At 68.9% G+C, this 10,357-nt stretch carries 13 protein-coding genes; 3 read left to right on the forward strand and 10 right to left on the reverse strand.

From position 1 onward, the window contains the following. Positions 1-72 precede the first annotated feature (72 nt). A complete protein-coding gene (gene merA / locus M3G03_RS07310) occupies positions 73-1,497 on the reverse strand; it encodes a mercury(II) reductase (protein ID WP_010079213.1) in 1,425 nt (474 codons plus the stop codon). Positions 1,498-1,604: 107 nt separating this feature from the next. Here merA and M3G03_RS07315 point away from each other — a divergent pair, with 107 nt between their 5' ends. Beyond that, on the forward strand, positions 1,605-1,994 hold the full coding sequence (locus M3G03_RS07315; protein ID WP_010079214.1) for a heavy metal-responsive transcriptional regulator: 390 nt from the start codon (positions 1,605-1,607) through the stop codon (positions 1,992-1,994). 42 nt (positions 1,995-2,036) lie between these two features. Here the strand turns inward: M3G03_RS07315 and M3G03_RS07320 are convergent, their stop codons facing one another. From M3G03_RS07320 to M3G03_RS07360, 9 genes are all read right to left on the reverse strand, one after another. Then, a complete protein-coding gene (locus tag M3G03_RS07320) occupies positions 2,037-2,294 on the reverse strand; it encodes an LLM class flavin-dependent oxidoreductase (RefSeq protein ID WP_259809024.1) in 258 nt (85 codons plus the stop codon). Continuing rightward, on the reverse strand, positions 2,291-2,965 hold the full coding sequence (locus tag M3G03_RS07325; RefSeq protein WP_259809025.1) for a CE1759 family FMN reductase: 675 nt from the start codon (positions 2,963-2,965) through the stop codon (positions 2,291-2,293). Before M3G03_RS07325 ends, M3G03_RS07320 begins: the two co-directional genes overlap by 4 nt. After that, a complete protein-coding gene (locus M3G03_RS07330) occupies positions 2,962-4,134 on the reverse strand; it encodes an LLM class flavin-dependent oxidoreductase (protein WP_259809055.1) in 1,173 nt (390 codons plus the stop codon). The genes M3G03_RS07325 and M3G03_RS07330 overlap by 4 nt, the downstream gene beginning before the upstream one ends. A gap of 125 nt (positions 4,135-4,259) precedes the next feature. Beyond that, positions 4,260-4,838 (reverse strand): NADPH-dependent FMN reductase, encoded by a 579-nt coding sequence (locus tag M3G03_RS07335; RefSeq protein WP_259809026.1) that lies wholly within the window; start codon positions 4,836-4,838, stop codon positions 4,260-4,262. A gap of 29 nt (positions 4,839-4,867) precedes the next feature. Continuing rightward, positions 4,868-5,203 carry a TfoX/Sxy family protein gene (locus tag M3G03_RS07340; protein ID WP_259809027.1) on the reverse strand — a complete coding sequence of 112 codons (336 nt, stop codon included), beginning with the start codon at positions 5,201-5,203 and terminating at the stop codon, positions 4,868-4,870. A gap of 45 nt (positions 5,204-5,248) precedes the next feature. Continuing rightward, entirely contained in the window at positions 5,249-5,668 is a 420-nt protein-coding gene (locus M3G03_RS07345; protein ID WP_259809028.1) for a DUF3224 domain-containing protein, read from the reverse strand. 5 nt (positions 5,669-5,673) lie between these two features. Beyond that, complete coding sequence (locus M3G03_RS07350) at positions 5,674-6,498, reverse strand: HAD family hydrolase (protein WP_259809029.1); 825 nt, start codon at positions 6,496-6,498, stop codon at positions 5,674-5,676. Between the two features lie 3 nt (positions 6,499-6,501). Continuing rightward, positions 6,502-8,346 (reverse strand): dihydroxy-acid dehydratase, encoded by a 1,845-nt coding sequence (gene ilvD / locus M3G03_RS07355; RefSeq protein ID WP_259809030.1) that lies wholly within the window; start codon positions 8,344-8,346, stop codon positions 6,502-6,504. 10 nt (positions 8,347-8,356) lie between these two features. Next, on the reverse strand, positions 8,357-8,545 hold the full coding sequence (locus tag M3G03_RS07360; protein ID WP_259809031.1) for a hypothetical protein: 189 nt from the start codon (positions 8,543-8,545) through the stop codon (positions 8,357-8,359). A 90-nt stretch (positions 8,546-8,635) separates the two neighbouring features. Here M3G03_RS07360 and M3G03_RS07365 point away from each other — a divergent pair, with 90 nt between their 5' ends. Beyond that, complete coding sequence (locus M3G03_RS07365) at positions 8,636-9,325, forward strand: hypothetical protein (RefSeq protein WP_259809032.1); 690 nt, start codon at positions 8,636-8,638, stop codon at positions 9,323-9,325. After that, on the forward strand, positions 9,322-10,266 hold the full coding sequence (locus tag M3G03_RS07370; protein WP_259809033.1) for a hypothetical protein: 945 nt from the start codon (positions 9,322-9,324) through the stop codon (positions 10,264-10,266). Before M3G03_RS07365 ends, M3G03_RS07370 begins: the two co-directional genes overlap by 4 nt. The last annotated feature ends 91 nt before the right edge of the window (positions 10,267-10,357 follow it).

Raw genomic sequence — 10,357 nt, forward strand, 5'->3', positions numbered from 1 at the left:
GTGGTCCTTATCGCCGCTCATCGTCTGTTCCTCTCCCAGCTGAGCGTTCCCCCCGATTGTCTGCGTGCGCGTTCACGCGCAGCACGACAGGAGCGACGGATCGGTGGTGAAGGCCTTGGCGGCGATCCGGATGCCCTCGGCCATGGTCAGGTAGGGGGCCCAGGCGTCGGCGACCTCGGCGACCGTCTTGCCGAGCACGTGGACCCCGGCGGCGGCGAGCTCGCCGGCGTCCTTGGCGACGGCGGTGATGCCGAGAATCTTCCCGGTGTCGGCGTCCACGACGATCTTGACGAAGCCGCGGGTGTCGCGGTTGACCAGTGCGCGGGGCACGTGGTGCAGCGGCAGGACGCGGCAGTCGCAGCGGATCCCGGCGGCGACGACGTCCTTCTCGGTCATCCCGACCGCGCCGATCGCCGGGCCGGTGAACGTCACCCTCGGCAGTCGGGCGTAGTCCACGGCCCGGTCGGCGTCGGCGAACGCGTTCTCGGCGACGAGGGTGCCGTGGTGGGCGGCGACGTAGACGAACTCGGGGTGGCCGGTCACGTCGCCCGCGGCCCAGATCCGCGGGTGGGAGGACTGCATCCGGTCGGAGACGACCACCTCGCCGAGGTCCCCGGTCTCGACCCCGACCCTGTCGAGGCCGAGCCCGTCGGTGACCGGTCGTCGTCCGAGGGCGACGAGCACCTGGTCGGCGCGGAACTCCTCCCGCCCCCCGGCGACGTCCGCGGTGACGACGGCCTGCCCGGTCGCGGCGTCGCGGGACACCCGCGTCGGCAGCGCGCGGCGGACCACCCGGATGCCCTCGTCGGCGAACACCTCCTCCAGCGTCCTGGACACCTCCGGCTCCTCCTTCGACGCGAGCCGGGACCGGACCAGCACGGTGACCTGGGAGCCGAGCCGGGCGAACAGCTGCGCCTGCTCCAGGGCGACGTAGCCGCCGCCGAGCACGAGCAGGGACTCAGGGAGTTCGGTCAGCTCCATCGCCGTGGTCGAGGTCAGGTACCCGGTCTCGTCCAGGCCGTCGATCGGCGGGGCCCACGGCCGAGAGCCGGTCGCCACCAGGAAGTGCCCGGCCTCGATCGTCTCGGTGCTGCCGTCGTCCCCGGCGACCTGGAGGACCGGAGCGTCGGGGGTGCCGGCGAACGCGGCGTCGCCGCGGCGGACGGCCCACCCGTAGGAGTCGGCGACGTCGGCGTACTTCTCGCCCCGCAGCGACTCGACCAGCGCCTGCTTCCCGGCGATCAGGGCGGGCATGTCCACCGGCCCCGCCGTCGTCGCGATCCCCGGGAACCGGTCGGCGGCGTCGGCCGCGGAGTGCCGTGCGTCGGCCGCGGCGATCAGGGCCTTCGACGGCACGCAGCCGGTGTTCACGCAGGTGCCGCCCAGCGTCCCGCGCTCGATCATCACCACCGACTTGCCGAGCGTGGTCGCGCGGATCGCGGCGGCGAACGCACCACCGCCCGATCCGATGATGGCGAGGTCGTACTTCGTGGGCATCGCAGCTCCTGTCAACACTTGGTCTTCCGGTCTGTCTCAGCCATACTGGACCTTCCAGTGCAGGGGAAGGTCAAGAGGACTTCTGCCGAAAGAAGAGGGGGCCTGCGATGCGCATCGGGGAACTCGCCGAGCGGGCGGGAACGACGGCGAAGACGCTGCGGTTCTACGAGGAGCAGGGCCTGCTGCCGCCGGCCGAGCGCACGCCGTCCGGATACCGCGACTACGCGCCCGAGACGGCCGCCCGGATCGACTTCGTCCACCGCGGCCAGGCCGCGGGCCTCACCCTCGCCCAGATCCGCCAGATCCTCGACATCCGCGACGACGGCGCTGCTCCCTGCGAGCACGTGCGCGACCTCCTCGACGCACGCCTCGCCGAGATCGAGCAGCAGATCGCCCAGCTCGCCGCGCTGCGCGACACCATCACCGAGCTCAGACGCGACGCCGCGCAGCCCGACCCCGACTCGTGCAGCGCGGACCAGGTCTGCCGGTACCTGTAAACGGCAGAGCCGGTCGCACCAACGCCACAAGCCCGACATGCGCTACCTCATGTCGACCACACCGGTGCCCACCTCAAGTCGGCTCGTCCGCATCGCCATCGCGGTGAGCAGCGGGATCGGCGCCGACAGTGACTGGTCGAAGTGGTGGACACGGAGCCAGGCCCCGTCGATGCCCGCTTCCTCCGCGCCGACGGCGATCTCCACGTGGTTGAGCAGGCTGGTGCGGGCATCGGGGACCCTCGCCCCGGGCACATCGCGGTAGTGCCCGAAGCTCAGGAACCCGATCTTCTTGCGGCTCATCGTCCGACCCCCAGACTGTCCATCAGCGATTCGAAGTCCACGACCTCGGGCTCGGTGCTGGGCTTCTCCGCCAGGGCACCACGGTCAGCACCACCAGCCGCGGCGCCTCCAGCCGCAGCACCGGCGCCCTGCACCCGGGACGCCCCCGAGCCGGACGCCCGGGCGAGCAACTCGCCGGCTACCCGCGTCGCGCGTCCACTCAGTTCGGAGGACCCGAAGTCACCGGTTGCCGCAAACACCGCAGTGCGCAGCGGATCAGCCCCCAGGTACACCATCAGCGGACGCAGCGCGAACTCGAGCATCAGTGAATGGCGCGCGGTCCCACCCGTGGCAGCCAGCACGACCGGCGTGTCGGTCAGCGCCCCCGGCTCGATCAGGTCAGCGAAGGACTTGAACAACCCGGAATAGGACCCCTGGAAGGTGGGCGTCACCACCACGAGCCCGTCAGCGGCCAGCACCGCATCGAGCACCGCCTGCAGCTCCCCGGCGGCGAAGCCGGACAGCATCGCGTCCATGATCGCGTGGGCATGGTCGCGCAGGTCAACGATCTGCACGTCCAGGTCCGTGTCCGCCGAGGCAGCCGCGCCGGTGAGGGCGCGGCCCAACTCATCAGCGAGCATGCGCGTGGTGGAAGGCACGCGCAGGCCGGCCTGCAGGATCACGATGTTCATCGACCCTCCTCGATGGTGCGCGCGGCGTTGAGCTCCTCCGCGCGCGTTCCGGTCCACTCGTCACGCTGCGCGCCGCGCTCGTCCTCCCTGGCTCCACCGGCTGCTGCCACGCGGGCAGCATGCGTGGGGGCATCAGGGACGCCGGGCTTGCGCAGCTTGGCGAACTCTTCACGCAGCACCGGCACCACGCGGGTACCGAGCAGCTCCACCTGGTACAGCACTTCCTTCAGCGGCAGGCCGGCGTGGTCCATCAGGAACAGCTGGCGCTGGTAGTCACCGACGTAGTCCCGGGCGGCGAGCGTACGCTCGATCACCTGGTCCGGTGTCCCGACGGTCAGCGGGGTCTGGCTGGAGAAGTCCTCCAGCGAGGGACCGCCGCCGTAGACCGGGGCGTTGTCGAAGTAGGGACGGAAATCGCGGATGGCGTCCTGGGAGTTCTCGCGCATGAAGACCTGCCCGCCCAGGCCGACGATCGCCTGGTCGTAGGTGCCGTGGCCGTAGTGCTCGTAGCGGCGACGGTACAGGTCGACCATCCGGCGGGTGTGCTCTGCGGGCCAGAAGATGTGGTTGTGGAAGAACCCGTCACCGTAGTAGGCCGCCTGCTCGGCGATCTCGGGGGATCGGATCGAACCGTGCCACACGAACGGCGGCACGCCGTCCAGCGGACGCGGGGTCGAGGTGAACTGGTGCAGCGGGGTGCGGAAGCGTCCCTCCCAGTCCACATTCTCCTCACGCCACAGCCGGTGCAGCAGGGCGTAGTTCTCCACCGCCAGCGCGATGCCCTCACGGATGTCCTTGCCGAACCAGGGGTAGACCGGGCCGGTGTTGCCGCGACCCAGCATCAGGTCCATGCGACCTTCGGTCAGATGCTGCAGGTAGGCATAGTCCTCGGCCAGGCGCGCCGGGTCATTGGTGGTGATCAGCGTCGTCGAGGTCGACAGGATCAGGTTCGTGGTCTGCGCTGCCAAGTGGGCCAGCTGGATCGGCGGGTTGGCCGGCGCGATGAACGGCGGGTTGTGGTGCTCTCCGGTGGCGAACACGTCCAGGCCGACCTCGTCAGCAAGCCTCGCGATCTCGATCTGGGCCTTGATGCGCTCGTGCTCGCTGGGCGTACGACCGGTGGTGGGATCGGTGGTCACGTCGCCCACCGACATGAGCCCGAACTGCATCTGCATGACCACCCTTCCGTGGTGTTGAACCGTCAACTATATAAGCCGGGTGGACGCCGGTTTATTCCCGCGCCTCCCGGGCCTCTGTGCGGCCTTCGAGCTGGGCGCCGTCCTGCAGTCGACGCTCAGCGCAGCTGCGAGAGCACCTCGTGCCGTTCAAGGATCGCCTTGAGCATCGGCTCCACGGCTGCTGCGTTCTCGGCCGGCGGGGTGAAGACCTTGTTGTCATCGATGTGCTTCTGGGCGAAGGGGATCGACACGGCCGGCTGCACGCACAGCAGCATGAGCGACTGCATGATCTCCTTCAGGTGCGAGGCCGCCCGCAGGCCGGCCGACACCCCGCCGTAGCTGACCAGGCCGACCGGCTTGTTCGCCCACTCCTTGTTCAGGTAGTCCAGCGCATTGATCAGCGTCGCCGGAGGGCTGTAGTTGTACTCCGGGTGCACGAAAACGAACGCGTCACAGGCAGCCACCTGCTCTGACCAGGCAATCGTGTGCGGCTGGGTGTACTTCTGCATCCGTGGGTGGTTCGGCTCGTCCAGGAAGGGCAGGTTGATCTCGGCCAGGTCGAGGACGCGGATCTCGAAGCTGCCCTCGCCCCGGGCTGCGCTGGTGAACCAGTCGCCGATGGGCTTGCCGATGCGACCGGGCCGAGTGGACGCGATGATCACGCCCAGAACGGGCTTGGTGGAACTGTCAGTCATGCAGCCACTCTGTCACTGCCCGGCGGTGTTCACTGCTTCGCGGGAAGGGTGTGCACGAAGTCGAGGGCATAACCCACCCATCGGGACAATTCTCGCTCGGTCGCCACGTCGTCAGCGTTCAGGCGTAGCCATCCCTTCATCGGACGCCCGTGCATCTCCATTTGCTCGGCGGTTCCTGCGGCCGCGAGCTCGTTGCCACGCTGGGGAGCGACCCTCACCATCAACCCACCGCGGGAATCGGCCGCCACCGCCATGTTCCCGGCGACCAGGAAGGCGAGTCCGCCGAACATGGGCTGCACGGTGACCTCGTCCTCCTCGAGCAGCAGCTCGCGGATGCGGTCGGCCAGGACGGCGTCGTAGGGCATGGGTACTCCTCGGTCGGTCGGCGGCGTGGTCAGGGGGCGGCGTGGTCAGTGGGTGGGGTCGTCGGGCAGGTGGTACTGAAGGGTGTAGCGGTGGACGCCGGAATCGTCAATGGTCAGGTCCATTCGCCCCCGCAGGTCGGCCAGCGCTCCGGTCCCGGAGCCGTTGACGACTTGGTAGTGCAGCGTCTCCGCGCCCCGGTCGAGGTCACCGAACTGCTGGAGCAGGAAGGTGCCCTCGCGGCCCTCGAGGGTGCCGACCACCAGCTCGATCGCGACGTACCCGGCGTTTCCGGTGGCCGGGTCCCCGCCGCTCATCATGACCCCGCGACCCTCGGCGGTGATGTCGCCGGACCAGGTCTTTGTCAGGCCGAAGCGGTAGATGGCGCCGTCGGCCTCGCTGGTCTGCGGGCTGAGGTGGACCTCGAAGGTCCCTGTTGCCGTGCGACTGTCGCTTGTCTCGGTCATGGTTCTCATCGTAGGCCGAGGAAGGCGTCCACGAACTCGACGACGCCTTCGTCGAGGTGGTGACCGATCTGGAGACGGGCGATCTCCTTGACCTCCTCGCGGGCATTGGCCATGGCGATCGGCCAGCCCACGAGCTTGAGCCACTCGACGTCATTGCCGCCATCCCCGACGCCGGCGATGTGCTGCGCATCGAACCCGAGGTGCTCGATGAGGAAGCCGACGCCGTCCGCCTTCTCCGCTCCCGGGCCGATCACCTCGCAGGTCTCGTCCAGCGAGAGGCTGGCATTGGGCGCGATCTCCTTGAACCGTGGGAACAGCTCGGCCATGGTGTCCTTGTCGGCAGCCGGCATCAGTTTCAAGATGGTGTCCGGATCCACGGCGCGCAGGTCGGCGACCTCCACCTCCACCCCGGGGTTGGCGGCCTCGAGAAATCCGGTGAGGAAGGAGTCCTTGTTCACCAGGACGTCCTCGGCGGTCATGATCGAGCACGGAACGTCCGCCTCCTCGATCACATCCAGGGTCGCTGCCAGCATCTCGGCCGGCACGGTGCGGGTTCGCAGCACCTCACCGGTGGCGATGTCGGCAACATGGGCGCCATTGCAGGCACTGATCCAGCCGTGCAGACCGGCCTGGGTGAAGGTGTGTTCACACGACTTCGGTGCCCGCCCCGAGGCGATCACCAGCCGGACGCCAGCGGCATCCAGACGGCGCAGGGACTCGATGACGCGTGGGGGGACCTGATGGTCGGCATTTGTCAGCGTCCCGTCGACGTCGAAGACCATCGTGTCGACGCCGGCAAGTTCTGCGGGCAGCTGCATGTCAGCGCTCATCCCTCAGTCCACTTGGCGCGCGGCGCCCTTGTCGGCCGAGAGGGCGAACGTGGCGAAGATCTTCAGCGCCGCGGAGACGTGGCGTTCGCGCGACTTCGGCGTCCACCCGCGCTGGTCGGCGGCGGCGCGTCGGGTGATGAGGGTCTGCTCGTCGACGTCAAGGTGGATGCGGCGCTCAGGGATGGAGATCTCGATGATGTCGCCGTCCTCGACCAGGCCGATGGTGCCACCGGAGGCCGCCTCGGGGGAGATGTGGCCCAGGGACAGTCCCGAGGAGCCGCCGGAGAAGCGGCCGTCGGTGATGAGGGCGCACTTCGGGCCCAGGCCGACGCCCTTGAGGTAGCTGGTGGGGTAGAGCATCTCCTGCATCCCGGGGCCGCCCTTGGGGCCCTCGTAGCGCACGACCACCACGTCGCCTTCGACGATCTTTCCGGTGAGGATCATCTCCACGGCCTCGTCCTGGGATTCGGCGACCTTCGCGGGGCCGCGGAAGGCCCACTGGTGCTCGGGGACGCCGGCGGTCTTGACGATGCAGCCGTCGGGTGCGAGGTTGCCGGTCAGCACCGCCAGCCCGCCGTCAGCGGTGTAGGCGTGCTCGACCGAGCGGATGCAGCCGTTCTCGGCATCGGTGTCCAGCGAGGCCCAGCGGTTGGTCGAGCTGAACGCCTCGGTCGTCCGGACGCCACCAGGGGCGGCGTACCACAGGTCCTGTGCCTCCGCGGAGGACTTGCCCCCGCGCAGGTCCCAGGCGTCCAACCACTCGGAGAGGGAATCGGAGTGGACCGCGTGGACGGAGTCGTCGAGCATCCCGGCGCGATGCAGCTCGCCCATGATGGCGGGGATGCCGCCGGCGCGGTGGACATCTTCCATGTAGTAGTTGGTGGTGTTCGGCGCGACCTTGCACACACAGGGGGTGACGCGGGAGAGCCGGTCGATGTCGTCCTGGGTGAAGTCCACCCCGGCCTCGTGGGCGGCGGCGAGCAGGTGCAGGACGGTGTTGGTCGAGCCGCCCATGGCGATGTCGACGCGCATGGCGTTCTCGAAGGCGGCCTTGGTGGCGATCGAACGCGGCAGCACTGACTCCTCGTCGCCGTCGTAGTAGCGGTGGGCCAGCTTCACCGCGAGCTCCCCGGCGCGCAGGAACAGGTCACGGCGCTTGGAGGCGGTGGCCAGGGTCGAGCCATTGCCCGGCAGCGAGAGCCCGAGCACCTCGGTGAGGCAGTTCATCGAGTTGGCGGTGAACATGCCCGAGCAGGAGCCGCAGGTCGGGCAGGCGGACTGCTCGATCGTCTGGATCTCCGCGTCCGAGACGTTGTCGTCGACTGCCTTGATCATGGCGTCGATGAGGTCCAGACGGGTGCTGGCGGTGTTGGTCTCGGGGTTGATGACCGCATTGCCGGCTTCCATCGGACCGCCGGAGACGAAGACCGTGGGGATGTTCAACCGCAGGGACGCCAGCAGCATGCCCGGGGTGATCTTGTCGCAGTTGCTGATGCAGACCAGGGCATCGGCCTGGTGGGCGTTGACCATGTACTCGATGGAGTCGGCGATGATCTCGCGGCTCGGCAGGGAGTAGAGCATTCCGGAGTGGCCCATGGCGATGCCGTCGTCGACGGCGATGGTGTTGAACTCCTTGGCGACGCCCCCGGCCTGCTTGACGGCGCCGGCGACCAGCTGGCCCATGTCCTTGAGGTGGACGTGGCCCGGCACGAACTGGGTGAAGGAGTTGGCCACCGCGATGATCGGCTTGCCGAAGTCTGACTCCTCGGTGCCGGTAGCGCGCCACAGGGCACGGGCTCCGGCCATGTTGCGGCCATGGGTGGTGGTGCGGGAACGCAGAGCAGGCATGGGGTCGAGTCTAGTTCGCGCTCCCGGAGGCAGCCTCGGGCGTGCTCACCGTGTGGGCAGCGACCAGGGAGTTGAGGCTGCGGGCGGCGGCCTCGGCGTCGTCGATGGTCAGCACCAGGGTGCGCCGGTGGTGGCGTCCGACTTCGATGCCGGGGCCTTCGGAGGTGACGAGGGCCACCACCAGCAGGACGGCGCTCACGCCGATGGTTGAGACCCGTTTCCTGCAAGACTGCGCGGACCAGTGGGCAGGAGGGATCGTCCTCGCCCTGATTGCGCCTAGGGTGTCACCGTGGACTGGAGCCGCTTCCTCCTGCGCGTGGTCGAGACCGCCTCGTCGGTGGCGCGCGGTCGTCCTGACCCCGGGATGGTCGACGGCGACACCGAATCCTGGCTGGTCGCGCTCGCGATCGCCTTCGTGTCGGCGGTGTCCGGCATGGTCGCCCACGCCGGGTTCCTGGCCATCAACAGGGTCCAGGGACGCCGCCTGGTCGCGGCGGCGGTGCTGGCTTTCGCCCAACTCCTGGTCGCGCTGGCCTTCCAGGGGGTGGTGCTCTGGCTCTGCCTCCTGCCGCTGGGTGAGGTGATGCCGGTGGGAACCATCGTTCGCGTGGTGCTGCTGTCCACGGCTCCGCTGTGGTGGGGTGCCATCGCCATCGCGCCCTATGTCGGCCCACTCGTGGGGCGCGTGCTGTGGGCCTGGACGCTCATCGCACTGGTCGGTCAGCTGGGCGTCCTGCTGCCCTGGGAACGCCGGTGGCAGATCGTGCTCGTGGTCGCAGTGGCCTGGCTCGCCGCCCGACTCGCAGCCGCTCTGGTCGACCCGCCCGTGCAGTGGGTGAGGCGTCGGGTCTGGCGATCGGTGATGGGTGCACCGATGGTGCTCAGCATCGACGAGCAGCTCGTGCGGGAGGCGCCGGTCGCGGTCGCGCAGAAGCTTGCCCCACCCGGTCGGGACCTGGGTCACAGGGTGGCGCGATGATCGAGGGCTTGGTCCTGGTCGTGCTGGGCACCGCGGCCCTGGCCTGGCTGGTGTCTCCTGTGGAGTCCCTGGTCTGGTGGGAGCGTCGCGGTGCTCGGGAGATGGAGGCCGCGGCCCAGGAGTACCTGGCCGCGATGGACGAACCCGGGGACGCGTCCCGAACCCCACGGACATTCCTGGTCTACCTGTCCGGGATTGCCGCCTTCGACGACAACCTGATCGCGCGGGCAGAGAGCCTGCTGCTCAGACGTTTGCAGGAGGGCGTTCCCGAGTTGACCATCCTGCACGAGATCTATCCGTACGCGGTGGACAATCGCGGGCTCATTGATGACCGTCGCAGCGGACGGTTCTGGCGCTGGTTCGCCGGCTGGCAAGGGCACAAGCGCTTTGCTGCGCTGTTCAACCTCGTGGTGAACATCCGCAACGTCTACCAGGTGATGGTCTCGGTGGACCCTCGCTACGGACCGGTCTTCTCCGCGGGTATCGCCCAGACGATCTGGCGCCAGGTGCGCGACGCCGGCTACGCCCCGCAGGATCGCATCGTCCTGTTGGGCTGGAGCGGTGGTGCCCAGATCGGCGCCGGAGCGGCCTGGTACCTGGGCGCTGCCGGCGCGCATGTCACCTTCCTGTCGATGGGTGGGATCTTCCACGCAGACCCTGGCCTGGAGCGCTGTGAGCGGATCATCCACCTGGTCGGCACCCGCGACTGGCAGGCCCGGTGGTTCGCGCCGTTGGTCTTCCCCGGGCGTCGCAGGTGGGTGAAGCGTTCATCGTGGAACCGGGCCCTGGCCGAAGGCCGGGCCACCCAGCGCTTCATTGGTCCCTTCAAGCACGTGGGGCGAGGCTCCTACCTGTCGGGCAAGCGACTGCCCGGTGGTGAGAGTTGCTTCGCAGTCACCGTGGCTGCTCTGGTCGAGGAACTGACCGCGGAGTCCAGGTGATGACTGTCCCAAACCTCTGCCCCACACGACCCGCGCAGGCCCCGCCGGCGCCGTATGCTGAGGCTCGACCAGCGGAACCGTCGACAGGAGG

The organism is Aestuariimicrobium sp. p3-SID1156 (assembly GCF_025144225.1).
Lineage (GTDB): Bacteria > Actinomycetota > Actinomycetes > Propionibacteriales > Propionibacteriaceae > Aestuariimicrobium.

Bases quoted from the DNA above. Each gene is read 5' to 3' on its own strand.
- merA (WP_010079213.1), bottom strand. From the start codon at position 1,497: ATGCCCACGAAGTACGACCTCGCCATCATCGGATCGGGCGGTGGTGCG.
- ilvD (WP_259809030.1), bottom strand. From the start codon at position 8,346: ATGCCTGCTCTGCGTTCCCGCACCACCACCCATGGCCGCAACATGGCC.
- M3G03_RS07325 (WP_259809025.1), bottom strand. From the start codon at position 2,965: ATGAACATCGTGATCCTGCAGGCCGGCCTGCGCGTGCCTTCCACCACG.
- M3G03_RS07370 (WP_259809033.1), top strand. From the start codon at position 9,322: ATGATCGAGGGCTTGGTCCTGGTCGTGCTGGGCACCGCGGCCCTGGCC.
- M3G03_RS07345 (WP_259809028.1), bottom strand. From the start codon at position 5,668: ATGACCGAGACAAGCGACAGTCGCACGGCAACAGGGACCTTCGAGGTC.
- M3G03_RS07315 (WP_010079214.1), top strand. From the start codon at position 1,605: ATGCGCATCGGGGAACTCGCCGAGCGGGCGGGAACGACGGCGAAGACG.
- M3G03_RS07350 (WP_259809029.1), bottom strand. From the start codon at position 6,498: ATGAGCGCTGACATGCAGCTGCCCGCAGAACTTGCCGGCGTCGACACG.
- M3G03_RS07320 (WP_259809024.1), bottom strand. From the start codon at position 2,294: ATGAGCCGCAAGAAGATCGGGTTCCTGAGCTTCGGGCACTACCGCGAT.
- M3G03_RS07330 (WP_259809055.1), bottom strand. From the start codon at position 4,134: ATGCAGTTCGGGCTCATGTCGGTGGGCGACGTGACCACCGATCCCACC.
- M3G03_RS07335 (WP_259809026.1), bottom strand. From the start codon at position 4,838: ATGACTGACAGTTCCACCAAGCCCGTTCTGGGCGTGATCATCGCGTCC.
- M3G03_RS07340 (WP_259809027.1), bottom strand. From the start codon at position 5,203: ATGCCCTACGACGCCGTCCTGGCCGACCGCATCCGCGAGCTGCTGCTC.